21 protein-coding genes and 1 tRNA gene are annotated in these 19,175 nt (G+C 31.3%); 18 read left to right on the forward strand and 4 right to left on the reverse strand.

All coding sequences use genetic code 11. The features are described 5' to 3' along the window. Nucleotides 1–34: 34 nt before the first annotated feature. From H9L18_RS03640 to H9L18_RS03670, 7 genes are all read left to right on the forward strand, one after another. The gene (locus H9L18_RS03640) at nt 35–241 is read left to right on the forward strand and encodes a hypothetical protein (RefSeq protein WP_126790937.1); all 207 of its coding nucleotides are present in this window, start codon (nt 35–37) and stop codon (nt 239–241) included. A 231-nt stretch (nt 242–472) separates the two neighbouring features. Further along, complete coding sequence (locus H9L18_RS03645; RefSeq protein ID WP_126790935.1) at nt 473–1,861, forward strand: PTS sugar transporter subunit IIC; 1,389 nt, start codon at nt 473–475, stop codon at nt 1,859–1,861. 12 nt (nt 1,862–1,873) lie between these two features. Continuing rightward, the gene (locus H9L18_RS03650; RefSeq protein WP_126790933.1) at nt 1,874–2,095 is read left to right on the forward strand and encodes a hypothetical protein; all 222 of its coding nucleotides are present in this window, start codon (nt 1,874–1,876) and stop codon (nt 2,093–2,095) included. 17 nt (nt 2,096–2,112) lie between these two features. Beyond that, nucleotides 2,113–2,298 carry a DUF3188 domain-containing protein gene (locus tag H9L18_RS03655; protein WP_246433308.1) on the forward strand — a complete coding sequence of 62 codons (186 nt, stop codon included), beginning with the start codon at nt 2,113–2,115 and terminating at the stop codon, nt 2,296–2,298. Next, nucleotides 2,285–2,698, forward strand: coding sequence for a DUF3284 domain-containing protein (locus H9L18_RS03660; protein WP_126790931.1), 414 nt, complete (start codon nt 2,285–2,287; stop codon nt 2,696–2,698). The genes H9L18_RS03655 and H9L18_RS03660 overlap by 14 nt, the downstream gene beginning before the upstream one ends. 153 nt (nt 2,699–2,851) lie before the next feature. Continuing rightward, on the forward strand, nt 2,852–3,172 hold the full coding sequence (locus H9L18_RS03665) for a PTS sugar transporter subunit IIB (RefSeq protein ID WP_126790929.1): 321 nt from the start codon (nt 2,852–2,854) through the stop codon (nt 3,170–3,172). A gap of 4 nt (nt 3,173–3,176) precedes the next feature. Next, nucleotides 3,177–3,497 carry a PTS lactose/cellobiose transporter subunit IIA gene (locus H9L18_RS03670; protein WP_126790927.1) on the forward strand — a complete coding sequence of 107 codons (321 nt, stop codon included), beginning with the start codon at nt 3,177–3,179 and terminating at the stop codon, nt 3,495–3,497. Between the two features lie 113 nt (nt 3,498–3,610). On the opposite strand, the gene H9L18_RS03675 is transcribed toward H9L18_RS03670, so the two are convergent. After that, entirely contained in the window at nt 3,611–4,798 is a 1,188-nt protein-coding gene (locus H9L18_RS03675) for an NADH-dependent flavin oxidoreductase (protein ID WP_126790925.1), read from the reverse strand. Nucleotides 4,799–4,939: 141 nt separating this feature from the next. Here H9L18_RS03675 and H9L18_RS03680 point away from each other — a divergent pair, with 141 nt between their 5' ends. Both H9L18_RS03680 and H9L18_RS03685 read left to right on the forward strand, forming a co-directional pair. Further along, the gene (locus H9L18_RS03680; protein WP_126790923.1) at nt 4,940–5,317 is read left to right on the forward strand and encodes a winged helix-turn-helix transcriptional regulator; all 378 of its coding nucleotides are present in this window, start codon (nt 4,940–4,942) and stop codon (nt 5,315–5,317) included. Nucleotides 5,318–5,562: 245 nt separating this feature from the next. Continuing rightward, a tRNA-Arg gene (locus tag H9L18_RS03685) sits at nt 5,563–5,636 on the forward strand. A 53-nt stretch (nt 5,637–5,689) separates the two neighbouring features. Here H9L18_RS03685 and H9L18_RS03690 read toward each other — a convergent pair. Continuing rightward, a complete protein-coding gene (locus H9L18_RS03690; RefSeq protein ID WP_126790921.1) occupies nt 5,690–7,198 on the reverse strand; it encodes a helix-turn-helix domain-containing protein in 1,509 nt (502 codons plus the stop codon). Between the two features lie 467 nt (nt 7,199–7,665). Here H9L18_RS03690 and H9L18_RS03695 point away from each other — a divergent pair, with 467 nt between their 5' ends. From H9L18_RS03695 to H9L18_RS03725, 7 genes are all read left to right on the forward strand, one after another. Beyond that, entirely contained in the window at nt 7,666–8,553 is an 888-nt protein-coding gene (locus H9L18_RS03695; protein WP_126790919.1) for an LCP family protein, read from the forward strand. 3 nt (nt 8,554–8,556) lie between these two features. Then, on the forward strand, nt 8,557–9,081 hold the full coding sequence (locus tag H9L18_RS03700; RefSeq protein WP_126790917.1) for a hypothetical protein: 525 nt from the start codon (nt 8,557–8,559) through the stop codon (nt 9,079–9,081). Further along, the gene (locus H9L18_RS03705) at nt 9,069–9,734 is read left to right on the forward strand and encodes a response regulator transcription factor (RefSeq protein ID WP_126790915.1); all 666 of its coding nucleotides are present in this window, start codon (nt 9,069–9,071) and stop codon (nt 9,732–9,734) included. Before H9L18_RS03700 ends, H9L18_RS03705 begins: the two co-directional genes overlap by 13 nt. Then, the gene (locus H9L18_RS03710) at nt 9,731–11,110 is read left to right on the forward strand and encodes a HAMP domain-containing sensor histidine kinase (RefSeq protein ID WP_126790913.1); all 1,380 of its coding nucleotides are present in this window, start codon (nt 9,731–9,733) and stop codon (nt 11,108–11,110) included. Before H9L18_RS03705 ends, H9L18_RS03710 begins: the two co-directional genes overlap by 4 nt. After that, nucleotides 11,103–11,735, forward strand: a complete 633-nt coding sequence (locus H9L18_RS03715; RefSeq protein ID WP_126790911.1) for a hypothetical protein — start codon at nt 11,103–11,105, stop codon at nt 11,733–11,735. The genes H9L18_RS03710 and H9L18_RS03715 overlap by 8 nt, the downstream gene beginning before the upstream one ends. A 73-nt stretch (nt 11,736–11,808) precedes the next feature. After that, complete coding sequence (locus tag H9L18_RS03720; RefSeq protein ID WP_126790909.1) at nt 11,809–12,645, forward strand: polysaccharide deacetylase family protein; 837 nt, start codon at nt 11,809–11,811, stop codon at nt 12,643–12,645. A gap of 261 nt (nt 12,646–12,906) precedes the next feature. After that, entirely contained in the window at nt 12,907–14,757 is a 1,851-nt protein-coding gene (locus tag H9L18_RS03725) for a GTP-binding protein (RefSeq protein ID WP_126790907.1), read from the forward strand. On the opposite strand, the gene H9L18_RS03730 is transcribed toward H9L18_RS03725, so the two are convergent. Then, nucleotides 14,754–15,257: a DNA topology modulation protein gene (locus H9L18_RS03730; protein ID WP_126790905.1), complete on the reverse strand. Its 504-nt coding sequence runs from the start codon at nt 15,255–15,257 to the stop codon at nt 14,754–14,756. The two genes, H9L18_RS03725 and H9L18_RS03730, sit on opposite strands and share 4 nt — an antisense overlap. A 212-nt stretch (nt 15,258–15,469) precedes the next feature. Between H9L18_RS03730 and H9L18_RS03735 the strand changes: the two genes are divergently transcribed. Next, nucleotides 15,470–16,510 carry an LPXTG cell wall anchor domain-containing protein gene (locus H9L18_RS03735; RefSeq protein WP_185847376.1) on the forward strand — a complete coding sequence of 347 codons (1,041 nt, stop codon included), beginning with the start codon at nt 15,470–15,472 and terminating at the stop codon, nt 16,508–16,510. Between the two features lie 231 nt (nt 16,511–16,741). Further along, the gene (locus H9L18_RS03740) at nt 16,742–17,794 is read left to right on the forward strand and encodes an LPXTG cell wall anchor domain-containing protein (protein WP_126790901.1); all 1,053 of its coding nucleotides are present in this window, start codon (nt 16,742–16,744) and stop codon (nt 17,792–17,794) included. 60 nt (nt 17,795–17,854) lie between these two features. On the opposite strand, the gene H9L18_RS03745 is transcribed toward H9L18_RS03740, so the two are convergent. After that, nucleotides 17,855–19,093: an aminopeptidase gene (locus H9L18_RS03745; RefSeq protein WP_126790898.1), complete on the reverse strand. Its 1,239-nt coding sequence runs from the start codon at nt 19,091–19,093 to the stop codon at nt 17,855–17,857. Between the last annotated feature and the right edge of the window lie 82 nt (nt 19,094–19,175).

Raw genomic sequence — 19,175 nt, forward strand, 5'->3', positions numbered from 1 at the left:
AGCTTTAAGAGATAAGACAAGAGAGCGTGATATAGTGATCGATAAAAAAAGTAGACCTAAATACAAATTAGCCAAAAGTGATATTTTGCCGATTCTTGCTTTAGCAGTAGTTATGCTAATCATTGTTTTTTCAGAGAGAAATTTAACAACTGTTTTATTTTTAATGTTTGCGGTTGTTTTACCAGGTAGTTTATTTTTATATTGGCTAGATTTTAGAAAACAAAATGATGAAACTGAATAAAATTCGAGACTATGATTTAAGAGGCTATTCTTAAGTCATAGTCTTTTTTTACACAGTAAACAAGTGTGTAAGCCTATAAATGCACACTTGAACAAGTTGATAACGTTATAATGTAAAGGTTTTCTCAAGTTGTTAAGTTGGCATGACACTTGCTTATAGTAAAGTGAGGAAAGGAGATTTCTTAAATATAAAAGAGTATAACGTTATTATCAAAAGGGGGATTTATAAGGAATGAATGGTTTAGTTAATTGGATGGAGAAGTATGTATTACCTACAGCAGCAAAAATAGGATCAGAAAAACATTTGGTAGCGTTAAGAGATGCCTTTATTAGTATGATGCCAGCGACAATGGCAGGAGCTGTTGCGACACTACTAAATGCTTTTATGCGTGATTTTCCTAATACTTATATTGGAGAAGGCAATAAGATAACCGCATTTTTTGAACCAGTTATTGGTATTAATGGATTAGTATGGACAGGAACACTAGCGATTATGGCAGTCATTTTTGCCGCATCTTTTGGTTACAACTTAGCCAAAGCTTATGAGGTAGATCCACTGTCAGGTGCGATTGTCTCATTAGTTGCTTTTATTATGGGAATTCCACAAACAGCAACAACAGCTTTAGAATTACCAGAAAAAATCTCAAAAGAAGCCGTAAATATTATTACATCGGCAGGGGCAGAAGTTGCTGTTAAAGATGGTGTACAGACAATTAATACAGCTGGTTGGGGATTCTTCCCGTTCAGTAAGTATATGGGAGCAACTAGTTTATTCACAGCAATTATTTTTGGTTTTGTATCTGTTTTAATTTTTGCTTTTCTAATGAAGAAAAATATTATTATTAAAATGCCTGATAGTGTTCCACCGGCTGTATCAAAAGCATTTGCAGCGATTATTCCAGGGGCAGTAGCTTTATATGTTTCAGGTATTATTTATTTTGTCTTTGAAAAATTTGTAGGCATGCCACTCATTGACTGGATTACAGAAACAATTCAAAAACCATTACTTGGGTTATCTCAAGGTTATGGGGCAGTCTTTATTATTGTGTTACTTGTTCACGTGTTATGGTTCTTTGGTTTACATGGAACAAACATTATGGGGCCAGTTTTACAATCGGTTTACGGAGTAGCAATGGTTGAAAATAGTAATGCTTTCCAACAAGGTCAAGCCATTCCATATAAATGGGTAGCTGGATCTTTTGAAGCCTTTGTTTGGCCAGGAGGAGCAGGAGTTACATTAATTCTATTAGTGACTATATTAATCTTCTCAAAACGAGCAGATTATAAAACAGTTGGTAAACTTGGAATTGGACCAGGATTATTCAATATTAACGAACCAGTTATGTTTGGTTTACCAGTTGTATTAAATCCGATGTTTGGTATTCCATTTGTTTTAGCACCAATCGCAACAGCAACGATTGCTTATTTTGCAACGGTAGCTGGACTTGTTAAACCAGTGGTAGTAAATGTTATTTGGGTAATGCCAACAATGTTAAGTGGCTTTTTAGCAACAGGTGGAGACTGGCGTGCTATTGTATTAACATTGGTTAACTTAGTTGTAGCCTTTATTATTTGGGCACCATTTGTAATTGCAGCCAATAAAACAGAAATTATTGACTAAAGGAGAATTTATATGATTGAAATCAGCTCAGCCATGCAACAAGAAGCGATAAAAAGCTTACTAGATGGAAAAGAGGTTAAAGGGGTGACATTTACCTTTGACAAGAAACAAGGAATCAAATTATTATTTAAGATAGATACATCAAATTCAGAAGAAGCAGCTAAAATTGCTAAAGATGCTATTAAACAAGAAGCCTGGGGAAAAGTATTGTACTTCCAAGCAATCGGTAAATAAAGAAGAAGGGACGCATGATGATGGAAAAAAACGGATTAGCACTAATAAGTATCGGTCTTGTTATTTTTGTGGTTAGTGCCAATGCAAGATTAGGAACCTATGACTTTTTGAGTATGATAACAGCAGGTAGCTTTATGATGATTGGCTTGTTTGTTTTTAGAAAAGGAAAGAAGAAAAGAGGCGTCGTGAATGAAGATAAGTAAAGAGTTAAATATTCCAGCGGCTTATTTCTATCATAAGTTAGTGGAGTCCGTTTTACATGATGTTAGCAAAAGTACTGGTGAGGTCATTAATGAAAGTAATTTAGAAAATTGTGAGTATGTTAAGGAGTTTCCAGGAAAGCAATATGCTAAAATTAAGATTAATCAATTAGTCCCAAATCAAAGTTATAGTTACTCCACATCAACCACAAAGAATGATTTTACAGCTTCATATAAGATTGAATCTTTATCTGATACTATGTGTGTTGTGGCTTATGAAGAAGAGATGATTTCTCACGGAACACTTCAAAAACTAAATGACAGTTTGTTTCGATTTATATTAGGTAAATTTAAAAAGAAACGATTTATGAAAATGTTAGAACAAGTTGAGAGTTCTTATTAATTTGAAGTAAAAAACAACACACTGTGTTAGTGTGTAATAGTAGTGGGATTCAAAAAGAGCGGATAAAGTGAATAATAGTAGACTTTACCGTAAAAAATAATTGGCACGTAACTTGCTTATATATAAGTGTAAATTAAATTAGGAGTGATAGATATGTCAAAAAAAACAATTATGTTAGTGTGTTCAGCAGGAATGAGTACAAGTTTGTTAGTAACTAAAATGGAAAAAGCAGCAGAAGATAGAGGATTAGAAGCAGAAATTTTTGCCGTATCAGCATCTGAAGCAGATATTAATATTGAGAAAAAAGGTGTTGATGTTCTATTATTAGGACCTCAAGTACGTTTTATGAAATCTCAATTTGAACAAAAATTAGCAGATAAAAATATTCCTCTAGAAGTAATTAATATGGCTGATTATGGCATGATGAATGGTGAGAATGTTTTAAATCAAGCACTACAATTAATGGGAGAGTAAAGTTATGGATGAACAAAATTTACAAGCAATCATGGGATTAATCATGAATGCTGGAAATGCTAAGAGTGATGCTATGGAAGCTATCCAAGCAGCCAAAGAAGGTAACTTTGAATTAGCAGATGAAAAATTAAAAGCAGCAGATGAATCATTAACATTAGCACATCAATCTCAAACAGGCCTTCTAACAAAAGAAGCTCAAGGCGAGAACATGACAGTGACTCTTTTAACAGTCCATAGTCAAGATCATTTGATGACTGCTATTTCTTTTAAAGACGTAGCAGTAGAAATTATTGAGCTTCATCGTCGTTTAAAACAAGAACAATAGATAAATCATACTGAAAATAGAAGGTATAATCATTTCGAGATGATCTTACCTTCTATTTTTATTTTTCATGTTCTAAATCAAAACGACAAGTGGTGTTTAAATGTTAAAAATTATTATAATTTTTTTTCAAAACCTTCCATTGGTGCTAGTTTTGATTGGTAATTGGATCCATTTTTTTTATCAGTTGTAAAATTCATTACATCATAAAACGATTCTTTTAAGTAAGTTTGCATGACACGAGGAATTTTTAGTTCGTCTAAATCAAAAGGACTAATTGAAGTTCGTAAACTTGCTAAATCTCCAGATTGTACTTTTTGAACCCATTTAGGTTCTCTTATTAACTCTCGCCCAATAGCGATTAAATTTCCACCGTATGAAAGAACATGTTCTGCGTCTTCTGGAGATTCTACAGAACCAACTCCTATTAAAGGTATTTGGTTATCTAAAGTTTTTGCAAACTGAGTAATAATTGGAGTTTTATCATTTGGATTGTTTAAAGAGGTTCTTTTATAGCTTCCAATTGAAAGATGTAAGTAGCTTACTTTATTCTTTATTTTATCAGCAAAATATAAAGAATCTTCTAAAGTAATTCCTGGTTTTTCTATTTCTTCAGGAGACATTCTGTATCCAATAATAAAAGAAGGATTGGAAAATTCTTCAACGATTTCATGGACTTCTTTAAGAACCTCCATAGCAAAAGTTAACCTCTTTTCTCTAGAACCACCCCATTTATCAGTTCGTTGATTAGAATTTTCTGAATAAAATTGTTGTAGTAAATAAGTATTTGCACCATGTAGTTCAACTCCATCAAACCCAGCTAAAATAGCTCGTTTTGTTGCTTGTCCAAATGCTTTTATAATGTCATGTATCTCTTCATCAGTTAATTCTTTTGGCGTTTCAGAGTCTACAGGATATACTGCTGCAATAGAACTAGGAGCAACTGGTTTATTTCCACGTAGGATTTTAGAGTTTGATTTTCTACCTGCATGAAAAATTTGTAAAATTGCTTTAGTATCGTCTTTTTTGATAACATCAGCTAATTGTTTTAAACCTGGAATCATATCGTCATTTGATACTGATAGTTCTCCTTCAAAGCCTTTACCATCATCAGTCACATTTGCAACGGCAGTAATTACCATACCTGGTCCACTAGAACGAATACTGTAGTAGTCTAATTCATCATCAGAAATCATTCCGTTGTAAAAACTAGACATTGTGGTCATAGGAGACATGACAATTTTGTTTTTCAAAGTTATTCCGTTATTAAGGGTTAGTGGTTCTAAAAATGGGTAGTGTTTCATTTAAATCACTCCTAAAATTATTATAAAGATGTGAAACTTCTTTATATATGTTAGTATAATTTTAAAAAAATAAAATGGAAGTACGCACAATATTGTGGGATAGGCACTTTTTAGTATCTAATGTGAAAAGGAGAGAATAGAATGGCACAACAAGTTTATCAATTAGGAATAGAAGCAACTCTCAAAATAATTGGTGGAAAATGGAAACCAATAATTCTTTGTCATTTAGGATATGGAGAAGTAAGATCAGGCGAACTTAAGAAAAAGATTCCAGGAGTGAGTCAAAAAGTACTAACAGAACAGCTTAAGGAATTAGAGGCAGATGGCATTATTTCTCGTCAAGTATATAATGAGGTACCGCCTAAAGTTATATACTCTTTAACAGAGGAAGGGAAAACTTTAAGAGAAGTACTCATAACGATGTCTATTTGGGGAGAAAATAGAATAAATAAAGCGCAAGAAAATGGTGAAGAAGTTCTTTTAATCAATAAAAACCATAATGGATTTATGGAGATGTGAGGTCTTGTTACAAAAAAATCAAATAAAAAAGTTCAATTCCAAATGTAATATCTGAACTTTTAGGTGTATATTATAATCATGAGAGAATTTTAGTCAGTTTCTCTTATTTCTTGATTAGCTTTACTAGCCAGAGGATAAAAAGGTGCACAGAGAAAAACGAGTTTTAACGACCTTGTTTTCGTGTTTCACTCAATGTATTGACACTTTCTAAGATTAACTTTAGAATAAGAACAGTTATTTCATTTGTCCTCGTAGCTCAGCTGGATAGAGCACTGCCCTCCTAAGGCAGGTGTCGTACGTTCGAATCGTATCGGGGACGTAAATTAAAATAAGTTATAAATAAGAACTGCGTGCTGATTTATCACGCAGTTCTTATTTTGATTCTCTAAACATGTTGTTACAACATAAGTTACCTACATATTGAACTAATTGTTTATATTGATTCGGATCATACGTATTATCAAAATAAAAATGATTCGTATCAAATTTTTTACCTTCGTAAGTATCTGAAACGATTAAATCAGCTTGAGTTGGATCTTTGATAATTTCAAGGGAATCAGGATTGAATGCATTAATTAAACATTGATTAATCAGGTTAACTGTATGGATGTTTTTAGAGAATTGAACAAAAACTCTGATTTTTTTAAGTGGTTTATTGACATCATAGATATAATGAAAAATATGAGAAAGTTGTAATAAGGATTCTTCTGTACAACCAGAAAAATGTTCTCTAACTGGAGCTGAGAGTAAAAATAAGTCAATGTCATTCTTATTTTTAGTGTTTGACCCAGGTTTATTTATGTCACTGTCAGAACAAATAAACTCATTTTCGAAAAAAACTGATAGATTAATACTTGTATGTTTAAAGTAAATTAAATTAATTAAAAGTAAGTAATATGAATCTAATTGTGTTTGTTCACTAGTATAAATTATATCAAACTGTTTAGAGAACTCTTGAAGTAAGAATTCAGTATCTTTTGCAATAGCTAAATTTGAATGCTTGTATTTATTAACAATGTTTGATTTTTTTTCATTTGATTCAATTTCAAAAATAGTTGATCTTAATAAGAAACAAAAAACAAAAGATTCTAATTTTCTTTGTTCCTCTGAAATAAGTGGAGTGCTTTCAAATAAGTGAAAATCTGGTACATTAAAAAAAGTAATATCATCTAAAAAAGGTTGATCATACTCTAGTGGTCGATGATTCCTTTTAAGTCTGTGTAGAGAAACACCTTGTAGCATTCGTAATCTCATTTCTTCAGATGAAGTAAGATTTTTTTTATTAAGTAAGACGTTATTAACATTAGTAATATCTATAAAGGATTTTGAAATTAAAGGGTTAAACGGGTTATCTTTATTAGTTTTGTTTTCAAATAAAACTAAACGATAGATAAAATATCTGACATTAAACTCATTACCTTTAAATCGGCCGTTTTGTAGTAAACTCAATTCAATATTATATGGTTTAGCAAATTCATTTAGTTGAGCTATTTTAGCGTAGACAGTTGATAGGGAAAAATTAAGAGAATTAGAAATTTGAGTAATGGACCAGTCTGTTTCTAGAATCTTTTTTAGAATAAGAAACAAAGTGCTGTTTTCAATATAGTATTCTTGTACTTTATTAATTAGATAAGCATGGTCTTGGGAGCTTTTTGTTGTGATAACGTAGTTACCGTCTTCAGAGTAGAGGAGCTTAATATCTTCGAATAAAACGTTTAAGTCATCTCGTAATTCAGCAGTATAACGAAGAATTGAATTTTTTGAAACATTAAACTTTCTTGTTAAGTCTTTTAAAAAAATTCTTCGATTAGATGTTAGAATTTCATTTAGAATTTCAATCTTCATAATTTCTTTATTACTGACAAAAAATTTAAGGTTCATTGGCTCAATTCTCCTTTTCTTTAATCTATTATATCTCCATACTAACGCGATAGATTTAGGATTACAAGGTTTGTTTTTTTATTTGAAACAAATTGTCCCGATTTATAGGAATATATTTAAGGAGTAGGCTGTATAATAATTCCAGAGATGATTTATATTTCCTTTGGGAAGGGGACTGTGCTAGTCACAGTGGACAATATAAATAGAAATCAAGTCATCAAGAAGATTAAGTTTTCTTTTTTCAATCTTTTAGTTCATATCTATAATAAGTGTTTTTTTATTTAGATAAATAGAAAGATGAATGAACGAAAAACTAGCTAATTGATACTTATTTCGTTAAAATTTTTTACCTGAGAAGAAGCACTTTTTTTAAAGAGCCTCTTCTATTTTTTTGTCTAAAATTTTGGATGCATTTTAGATACATTTCATTGGTAAAGTAAATCAAATAAAAATTAGGAGGTATACAGGTGTTAAAAAAGATACTTCTTTTTTTAGGTGTTACTCTATCGGTAAGTATGTTATCGGTAGCAGGGTATGGTTACTACCAAGTACAAAAAACAATTAAGAGTGTTAAACCAGTTATAAATATGGATAATAAGGCAAAAGAAACTCAAATCCCATTTGATAAAAAAATGAATATATTAGTTTTAGGTATTGATACAGGAGATTTAGGGCGAGATGACCGAGGAAGATCGGATACGATATTATTAACTCACTTAAACTTTGATAACAATGAACACACACTTTTAAGTATTGAAAGAGATTCGTTAGTGGAGATACCAGGCTATTCAAATCAAAATAAACTAAATGCAGCTTATGCTTATGGCGGGGTTGAGACATCTCAAAAAACAATTGAGCAATTGTTTAATACTGAAATTCCATATTACGTTACCGTTAATATGAAAGGTTTCCAATCAATCTTAGAGATTGCTGGCCCAATCACCGTTTATAATTCATTTGAATTTAGTTATGATGATTGTCACTTTAAACAAGGTGATATTTTATTAGAACCTGATCAAGCTCTTGCTTGGGTAAGAATGCGTTATGAAGACCCACGAGGTAATTATGGCAGACAAATGAGGCAACAAGAGTTAGTGAAGCAACTAGTTAATCATTTAACAAAAGTAGAAAATCTATATAAGATGCCTCAATTATTAGCTGTTTTAGGAGAGAATTTAAAAACAAATATTCCTATTGAAGAATTAATTAAATCAATCGATTTGACTAAGCTTAATTTAGATTTAAAAACAGAGCAAGTACAGGGTGAAAATACGTTTATTGATGGTGTTTCGTATGAAGTGATTTCGGAAAATGAAAGAGAACGAGTCAGACAACTATTGTCATTTAAGGAGTAAAGAATGAGTCATTTAATAATTTTTACAAGCATTTTATTTTGTTTAGGTAAACTGTTTAAAAATGATCAAAATCATGTGAACAAGAGCATGATTTTTTTTGTTTGGTTATTTATGCTTCAAATAATTTTAAATTTACTCTATTCAGTTTATGAAAAAATTGGGACAACAGGTTATACTTTTATTAAAGAGAAAAATAATTGGGTATTATTAATAATGGCGATAGTCATAAATAGTTGGATAATTGAAGAAATGCTTCAGAGTATTAAGAAAAGACTGAATCATCATTTTAGTATTTTTATACTAGCTAGTGGTCTATTTTTTCTGGGTTCTATTCTGACTCATTTAGAGTGGTTTGCTAAAATGAATCGATTGAATTACCTTCAACTTTTGGAAGAAAGTAAAGTTATTTTTACATCAAAAATGACATTTTCAATCTTTATTTATTTTCTCTTATGGCTAACCGTTTTTAGTATAACTGTAATCATAAAAAAGATAATTTTAGGAGAGAAAAAAACATGCATCTATTAATTGTTGAAGATGATTTGAGTATCAATAATTTACTGAAAAAAAGTCTGACTAAACAAGGTTATACAGTTATTGCTGCTTTTGACGGGGAAGAGGCTGCTAATCTAATTGAGACAAGTAAAATTGAGTTTGCGATTGTTGATATTATGCTCCCTAAAATTAATGGATGGGAGCTTATTGAATATTTAAAAGAATATGATATTCCAACTATTTTTTTAACAGCAAGAGATCAGCAAAAAGATAAAATTAAGGGGTTAAGTATTGGGGCTGAGGATTACATGACTAAACCCTTTGATATATTAGAGTTAATAGCTAGAATTGAAGTGATCAGAAGACGCGTGTATGGAGTGAATGAAACAAGCAAAATGATTTACTTAAATGATATTGAAATAAATGTCGAAAAGAAACAAGTGAAAAAAGAAGAAGAAATAGTGTCATTAACCCCTAAAGAATTTGATTTATTGGTTATGTTAGCTGTTAATAAAAATATCATTATGACAAGAGAAGCTTTATATTCCAATGTATGGGAAAAAGAATTTACAGACGAGAGTAGGACGTTGGATTTACATATTCAAAGAATTAGAAACAAACTATTTAAAGAGAATGAATTGAAAACAGTCTATGGAACAGGATATTTATTGGAGATAGAAAAATGACCTATTTCTATAAAATTTATACATCGATTTTTTTTAGTATTGTATTATTATTTGGCTCGATTAGTTTTCTTTTTCTATATTCGGTCTATCAAAACACGTTGAAACAAGAAAAAGAAACGGCTGTCTCAAAAGAACACATTGTTTATTTACTAATTAACTCCAAATTAAGTAATCGAAATGAAAAAATAGACTATCAAGAGTTAGGGGATTTTGTCAAAAAATCAAGTGGTGAAAATTTCTTTTTAGTTGATAATAAAGACAACATTTTATACAGTGCAGAACCGAATTTACCAAAAGAAAAGTTAACAATTGAATTACCACCAAAAGAAGATATTGTCCAAATTAGTGATGTACAACTAGTGAATAACAAAAAATATCTTCTTCTTTCTGAGAAAATTCCAAATAAAAACTTTGGTATTGTATTGGTAGACCCTCTAGTAGAGTTAACTAAAAACATGGAAGAGTTTAAAATGATCTATCGCTTTTTACTAATCGGAATAATTATTGCAAGTGCCATTGTTTCATTTTTATTAGCTAATATGTTAATCAAGCCAATCAAGCAGTTGATAAAAACAACCGAAGATATTTCAAAGGGACATGTAGAAAAACGAGTGGTATCACCCACAAATGATGAACTAGGTGAACTGGGTAAAGGCTTAAATAATATGGCTGATAAATTTAGTAAAGATATTGATCAAATTCAACAGGCAAAAGACAGCCAAGATTTATTTTTGGCTAACTTAGCACATGAAATTAGAACACCACTTACATCTATTAGTGGCTATTCTCAGATGTTGAAATGGAGTGATTTGGAACCGGATGATTTAGAGTCAGTTGAGTATATCTATAATGAAAGTCAAAGATTAACTAATTTATCAAAAGATATTTTAAAATTGACTCAATTAAATACGTATCAGTTAGAGATAAAACCCATCAAGACAACTCTCATTAGAGAAGATTTGGAACTTTTCTTTAAAGGAAATGAAAGCCAGCATGGATTTAGTGTCTCTCTTGAAGAAAGCGAGTTACCTCTTGATTACAATCTCTTTAAATTAATGGCTTATAACATTGTTTTAAACAGCTTAAATGCTTTTGAGAAACCAAGTGAAATAGAAATAAGAGGTATGAATCAAAAGGATTCTTATCAATTGAAATTTAGTGATAATGGGCCTGGTATACCAGTTGATTTAGTTGAAACTGTTACCGAAGCATTTGTGACAAATAATGAATCAAGAAGTGATCAACACTTAGGATTAGGTCTCTCGATTGTTCAAAAGGTAGTTAAATTACATCAAGGTAATTTATTAATTGAGAGCACTGAAGGAATCGAAACGACAGTTATAGTGACTTTCAAAAAGGAGTTAGCCAATGAATAAAAATTATATTTTCTTTTTTATAGCTTTTACCTCTTTAGTCTTACTTCTTTTTTTTAGCCCTAAATTAATTGAAGAAAAAGTCTATCACTCAAGTGAGATGGTGACGGTCAATCGTAACAAGTTAAATACAGAAAGCTCGATCAGCTTACCGGAGAGAATGATTTTAGCTAATGAACAGTGGAGTGGTCAAAATAGAACCTATGTAGACGAGGACCGAGTAAAGGTATTAAAAAAGAGTCTTGAAGAGTTATTTCAAGCATTAAACTTACCACTAGAAAAATTTATCATAACAAACGGTAAAGCGGAGTTAGTAGAGGATCTTGTTTTTTGGAATACTCACTTTGTCTCAACCCAATCAGATGCGTATGGTGATTTTGTTGTAGATGACAGCACATCTCAAATCCTTCAGTTCTCAATTTTTTACTATGACCCAATAAAAAAAGTTTCGAAAAAAGAATTAGTAACTAATTATTTAGGTTATTTAGGATTAAAAGAAGAGAAAATAAAACAAGACAATGATATTTTTGAAGTTCAATTAAAAACAGGAGAAATGATTAATTTTATGTTTGATGAACGAGATTCTTATTTTAATATGCAAGCCTATGTTAAGGTGACGAGTCCTTAAAAAGACTTGATACAATGTAGATACATTCTGATGATATCTTCTTATTAGTAAATAAGAAAAGGAATGAATCTAAATGAATAAAAATATTAAAATAATTTTATTGAGTGTGTTACTATTTTCCGTTATCTTGATTGGAATAGATAAAGCCTATGAAGCTGTTAGTAAAGATATACAACTGAATCAAAAAAATGCTAAAAGACAGCTTGAATCAAGTTCGGCAGAACAACCAGTGAAAGAATCAAGCTCTAAAAACGAATTAACTAGTGTTAGTTCCACAGAAAAAGAAATAGAAAAGACGACAAGTGAAAAAAGAGTCGCACTAACATTTGATGATGGTCCTAACCCTAAGACAACACCAGAAGTTTTAAAAGCATTGGATGAATACCAAGTTAAGGCTACTTTTTTCTTACTAGGAACAAATGCTCAAAGTAATCCAGATATTGTAAAAGATATAAAAAAAGCAAATCATGAAATTGCTAGTCATACAAATGCTCACAGTGATTTAACCACATTAACACCAGAACAAGTAGAAGCAGATATTGATAAAAGCGATCAGGCGATTAAAGAAATTACAGGAGAAAAACCAGCTTATATTAGACCTCCATATGGTGCAGTTAATAAGAAAGTTGCAGGAATAATCAAACGTCCTTTAATTCAGTGGTCAGTAGATTCAAATGATTGGTCTCTAAAGAATAAAGAGAAAATTGCAGAGAGAGTGAAATCAACTGTTTATCCAGGCTCGATTATTTTACTTCATGACATACAAGAACAATCAGCAAAAGCATTACCAGATATTTTAACATTTTTAAAAGAAGAAAATTACGAACTAGTCACAATTAGTGAACTGTTAAACTCTCCCAAAGAAGTGCTAAATTATTATGGTAGTAAAGACAATCGACCGGTTAAATAATTTTGTAAATTACTTATCAATTCATTCAAATTGTGTTAAACTAGTGAAAATTAAACCAAATAAAATAAGTGAGTGATCTTCATATGCTTCGGAGTATTTCTTTATAGCACATTTTAATAAGACTTAAAACAGAAGGCTTATTTGGTGTGCGATTAAAAGAAATGCTCTTGAACTTTGAGTAGAAGGTCGTGAATTTAGGCTTCTATGGTATTTAGCGAGAGTATTTTTTGACTAAGCAAAAACCATAGAAGTCTTTTTTGTATGAAAAAAATTATAAATGTAGGAATAGTTGCTCATGTAGATGCTGGAAAGACATCTCTAACAGAAAAATTATATAGTAAAACACATACGTTATATGAGGCGGGAAGTATAAAAAAAGCTAACACCGTAACAGATACGTTAGAGTTAGAAAAAGAAAGAGGTATCACCATAAAATCGGCTTCAGTATCTCTTGAATGGAAAGAATCAAAAATCAATTTAATTGATATGCCAGGACATATCGAATTTTTTGGAGAAGTGATTCGAGGATTAAATGTTATTGATGTTGCAGTCCTTGTTGTTTCGAGTGTAGGAGAATTACCAACACAAACAAGAAGAATATTTGATACCTTAAAAGAAGCTAAAATACCAACTATCTTTTTCATTAATAAAACAGATGTTAGTACGGCTCAACCAGATTATATAATGAGCGAAATTACCAATAAACTAACTAAAAATCTGATAGATTTAACGCAATCAAAAGAAGAAATAGTAGACAAAATTATTGAAAGAGATGAAACCTTATTAGAAAGATTTATCGATGGAAATAAGATAAGCGAGGAAGAAATCCAAAAAGCTTACAACAAAAGCACTCTTTTAGGGAATATTTTTCCTACTATTCATGGCTCAGCAATTAGTGGAGAAGGAATCGAAGTCTTGTTAGATAGTTTGAATCAATTAGAGCTTCCTTCAAAAGAGAAAGAATTACTTGCTTATTTGTATAAAATTACTTTTACGAATGGGCAAAAACAAGCTTTTTTTAAACTTATTGCCGGTCAAATCAATCGATATGAAACACAGCTTTTAAATGGAGCAGACAGTATCAAAATGAATCGCTTCTTTTGTTTAGAAGATAATCAATTTGTTTTAAGTGATACAGTTCACCCAAATGAAATTTTTATGATACCTAATGAAGAGCGATTAAAAATTGGTGATTGGATAGGTAATAGACCGCCAAAAGAAATTTCCTTACCAAAACCAACGTTAAAAATTACTTTTGAAATAGAGCAAAAAGAACGCCTTATTTTGTTAGATTTACTAAAAGAGATGACAATAGAGGACCCATTACTACAAATGGCTATTGATCCTGATACCTCAGAAATATCAGTGAATATTTTTGGAAGAGTGCAAAAAGAATATGTAGAAGAAAGTTTAAGAAGACGCTACAACTTTACAACTCTTAGTTTGTCTTTACCTAAAGTTGTTTATAAAGAAGTGGTGAAAGAAAAAGGATATGGCACAATTGAAGTCGATGAATCCTTAAATCCTTATTGGGCAACGATGACATTATCGATTGAAGCAAATGATAATCAAGGGATTTGCTTTAATAGCTTAGTGACAACCGGTTATCTCAAACAGTCATTCCAACATGCTATCGAAACAAGTGTCAAAGAATCAATAAAAACTGGACTGTACGATTACGAATTGATCAATGCAACAATTACTTTAACAGACGCCGAATTCTTTAGTCCAGTTAGTACACCGTCAGAATTTAGACAGCTAACCCCATATGCTCTTTATAAAGCACTACTAAATGCAGGGACTTTTATCGTAGAACCAATTCTTGAGATTTCTCTTATAACAGATAAACAGTATTTAGGAAAAGCAATCAGTGAACTAAGTAAGTTAGAGGCAACTATATTGCAAGTAAATGAAACCAATTCTGAAGTAGAAGTCAAAGCAAGATTAGCTCAATCAGACTATCTTATTTTTGAAGAAAAATTAAATGATTTATTTAAGGGACAAGCTTACTTGAAAGAAAAAGTAATTGATTATCAAAAGGTTCAAAATCAAGAGTTGTATCAACAAGGAACAGTAGATCGGATTAAATCTTTATTGATTAAAGAAAATTAAAGGGAGTCTAAAAAAGCATTTATTTCTTTAGTGGAATGCAAAATGATGACTTCTTGATTATTAGATAAATTGGATAGTTCTTTTAAAATGTGAGGGCGTTGATTTTTCCTGAAATTCCAAGTCCATTTTAAAAATGAAGGATCAAATTTTTCAGGACAATCTTTTCCCATATCAGGACGGGTTTTGTTGTTATAACGAATAACTCGTTTCAAGACGTGATAAAGACAAGTCAAACGGGGAATATCTAGGAAAATAATGGTGTCAGAGGCTTTTATACGTAGATTTAGTGTATCTCCGTAATTGCCATCAATAATCCAACTATGCTTTTTCACTAATTGATTTTGAATAGCAATTTGTTCTGACGATGAACACATCATCCAACCAGGTTGCCAAAAGTAGGCGTCTAGGTGGTGAATATCAAGGGTTAATTTAGTTCCTAATTTATTTGCTAAAGTTGATTTACCAGCACCAGAAGAGCCAATAATACAAATTTTTTTCATAAACTCACTCCTTTTTTGTTAATAAGAAAAGTATATCATGAAAGGAAAAAACTCTGATAAAGATAATTTGAATGGTTCATTAATAACTTAATAAATCCTTAATAAAATAATGATAGTAATTATTTGAAACTTATGTTACATTTATGTTACAAAAGTTACTCAATAGTAACAAAAAGAAATGTAAAAGTAATATAAAGAAAGAGGAGATTAAAATGAAAAAAAGAATGTTAGGGTTTGTATTGGTTAGTTCATTGATGCTAGGTTTTGGAATTGGAGCAAAAGCAGAGGAAGCAGAAGTAAATAAAACAGACGAGAGTGTTACAGCAGTAGCAAATGAAGATATTAATAAAGAAGAGGGAGAAACTTCTGAACCAGTCAAACAAGTAGATCCACCAAAACAAGTGGATCAAGATGTGGCTGCTCAAAAAATTGAAGTGAAACAAAAAGTAGAATCTTTAAATGATACAAATGCAAAAGATAAAGTACCAGGATTATTAAGTCGATTGGAAAAAGCAGTAACAATGGAAGAAGTTCAAGCAATTTCTAATGAAGCATCTCAATTATGGGCAGATTACGCATTAGCAATCGAAGTTAATTCTTATAAAAATACAATAAGCGATTTGCAAAAGCTAAATAAAATTACTAAAGAAAAAGCAGATGAGTTAATTGCTAAATTAGATAATGCCAAAACAAGTCAAGAAGCAAAAGACATATTCTCTGAAGTAGCAGGTTTAATTGATGGTAATGCTCTTGTCGAAAAAAGAGATAAGTTAACGTCAAAAGTAAATGAATTAGTGAAACAAGGAAAGCTAACGAAAGAGCAGGGAGACAAATTTTTAGGTCAAATTGAAGTTAGCAGATATGTAGCAGAACTTGAAATAATTGAAGCAGAAGTAGATAAGCAAGTAAAACTAAATGAAACATCAGGTGAAGCTAACTTTAAAGAAAAATATGCTGCAATAGAAAGTTCTATAAAGCAATATGTAGAACAAAATAAATTAACGAAAGAACAAGGTGATAACTTTTTAGCAAAACTAAAAAAATGTCAAACAATTGATGAATTAAATGCTCTTTCAAATGAAATTGAAAAACAAGTTAAAGATAACGAAGCGTCTAAAACTACAACAACAAAACCAAAAAGTATCCTACCTCAAACAGGAGAAAAGCAAACTATTATGAGTGTTGTTATTGGTTTAGTATTTCTTTTAGGAGTAGGAGTTGTATTTTTCAAGAAAAGACAAAGAAAGAGTTAGAAACTCTATAAAAAAGAGAAGAACGTGTGGGTAAAATACCTACACGTTTTTTTTGTAAGGACTAGATGATAGAAAGTAATTCCCAATCTTAAAGAATCCTTAATAAGTAGTTAATGGTAATTTTTAAATACTAATGTTACAATTGTATTACAAGGAAGTTTCTTTTGTAACTATAAAAATTAATGCTAAAAAAATGAGTTAAATAAAATAAATAAGAAAGAAGGGATTGTGATGAGAAAGCGTGTGATAGGTTGTTTGATAGTTGGTATGTTGGCATTGGGACTAGGTGGCGTTGTGAAGGCTGAGGAAGCGAGTGTAACTAAAACAGAAACGAGTGTTATGAAAGTTGAGAAAAAAGAACCAGTAAAACAAGATGACTCATCAGAAGTAAAGGAACCTGAAAAACAAGTAGACCCAACAAATAGTTTTGATATAGTAGGAAATAAGACCAATCTTAAAAATAAAATTGACTCATTAACATATTCTATAACTGCCGAAAAAAAAGCTGAATTAACAGCTAGAGTGGAAAAACTTACTACGATGGAAGAGGTAAGGGCAATTGAGCAAGAATTAGACAAGCTAATCATGGAGCAGAAGCTACAAATGCAAAAAGATGCTGTTTCAGAAGTAATTAAAACTTTTTACAAACAGGGAAAGTTATCTAAAGATGAAAGTGATAAATTGCTTAAAAGAATTGCTGAGTCTAAAACAGTTGAAGAAGTTGATGCCATTTATGGAGAAGTCTCTCATTTAGTCAATCCAAATGCTCTTATAGAAAGAAAAGAAAAACTAATAAAGAAAATAAAAGAGTTGATGAATCAAGGAAAGTTAACTAAAGACCAAGGAGATGCTTTTTTAAAGAGAGTAGAAGCTGGTCTTTTAGAAGAATGGGACCAAATTGAAGTAGAAGTTGATAAACAAGTAAAAGATAATGAAGCAACTCTAGTAGGAGTTTTTAAAGAAAAATATGCTAAAGTTGAAAATGGTATTAATCAGTATATTCAACAAGGAAAATTGACAAAAGATCAAGGAGATAAATTCCTAGCTAAACTTAAAACTTGTCAAACAATTGAAGAATTAGATGCTTTGTGGAATGAAGTAGAAAAGCAAGTTAATGACAATGCCACAACTAATACTAAACCAGCAATAAAACCAGCACCTGTAAATCCTAAACTACCTCAAACTGGTGAAAAACAAACAATGGTTACTGTAGTAATTGGATTAATGATTATTTTAGGAGCAGGGTTCGTATTCTTTAAGAAAAGACAAACCAAAAATAATTAAAACTAGCTAATTTAAAAAGCTGATGAACATTCTCGTTCATCAGCTTTTTTCATAAAAATTTTATGCCCACTCGCCGTTTCTAAAAACAGGAACGCGTGTACCATCTTTTTTAATACCATCAATATTCATTTTGTCAGAACCAACCATGAAGTCCACGTGAGTTAGACTGCGGTTAAGACCAGCTGCTTCTAATTCTTCTTCACTCATCTCAGTACCACCTTTAATATTAAAGGCATAAGCTGAACCTAAAGCTAAGTGATTAGAGGCATTTTCATCAAATAAAGTATTGAAGAAAGTTAAACCAGATTGGGAGATTTGAGAGCTATCAGGTACTAAGGCAACTTCACCTAAACTTTTAGCTCCTTCATCTGTTTCTAGTAATTTTTTAAGAACTTCTTCACCTTTTTCAGCCTTAGCATCGACTACTTTACCGTCTTTAAATGTAAATGTCATATTTTCTAAGGTATTACCTGAGTAGCTTAGAGGTTTTGTACTAACAATCACACCATCAATTCTGCGGTTATCAGGGGCAGTGAAGACTTCTTCGGTAGGCATATTAGCCATGAAGCGTTCACCACGAACGTTGACACTACCGGCACCTTCCCAGTGATGATTTTCAGGTAAACCAATGATTAAATCAGTACCTGGAGCAGTATAATGTAGTGAATCAAACTGTTCAGCATTTAATTCAGCAGCTTTTGCTTCAAGAGATTTATCATGAGCAACCCATGCAGCAACTGGATCTTCTTCATAAATACGAGTTGTTTTAAAAATAGCATCCCATAAAGCATCTACTTGCTCTTCGTTAGTAGAAAGTTCAGGGAAAACTTTTTTAGCCCATTGAGTACCAGCAGCAGCTGCAACTACCCAACTAACTTTATTTGCTTGTGTTGCTTGGCGAAGTGGCATCATTGCTTTACCCATAGCAGATTGGAAAGTAGATAATCGATCATTATCAACACCAGCATAAGCATCAGGATCTTGAGAAACAATACCAATACGGCTTGCCCCTTTTTCTACCCAATCGTTTATCTCGTCAATCTTATATTGGGGAACAGTTTCGATAACTTCTTGATCAGCGTTAATAAAAGTTTCACGACTGACAGAATCATCAGCCCACTGAACGATAACTTGTTTTGCGCCTAGTTTATAAGCTTCTTCAACAATATGACGAGCTAAAGGAGCTTGCTCTACTTGAATTGAAAGAACAACTGTGTGACTTTTTTGAACATTAACGCCAACCTCAACAATCAATTTAGCGTATTTTTTTAATAACGTATCGAAATTTTGTAAGACCATAAATGAAATCCTCCTAATAGTTTTATTTGTTTAAATAGTAGCATAAGAACAGGGTTATATCAATTGAAGCATAGGGAAAAGC

The organism is Vagococcus carniphilus (assembly GCF_014397115.1).
Classification (GTDB): Bacteria; Bacillota; Bacilli; order Lactobacillales; family Vagococcaceae; genus Vagococcus; species Vagococcus carniphilus.